The organism is Cupriavidus sp. SIMBA_020, assembly GCF_046535395.1.
GTDB lineage: Bacteria > Pseudomonadota > Gammaproteobacteria > Burkholderiales > Burkholderiaceae > Cupriavidus > Cupriavidus campinensis.
In genome coordinates, this window is the sequence record NZ_JAWRWU010001778.1 from 1 (window position 1) to 232 (window position 232).

1 pseudogene is annotated in these 232 nt (G+C 70.7%); it reads left to right on the plus strand.

Annotated elements, in window-relative coordinates:
- Positions 1–29: 29 nt before the first annotated feature.
- Positions 30–232: pseudogene (locus tag SB751_RS35720) on the plus strand (hypothetical protein); the annotation flags it as partial.

Below are 232 nucleotides of genomic sequence, written 5' to 3' on the forward strand. Positions count from 1 at the left end.
CCCCGCCAGGGGCCAGGCCCGGCCTCAACATACAACACCTAGGGACATCGTGGGAGCAAGGAGACAGCCTCGCCGGACAGGGGGGCGCCCCATCAGGCAACACCACGGGCGGCCGCCGCCTGCCGCTCGCGGACCTGCGCAAGAAAGACCTCAACCTGCTGGTGCTGCTTGCCGCACTGCTGGAGGGCACCAGCGTGAGCGAGGCCGCCAAGCGCCTCGACAGCACGCAGCC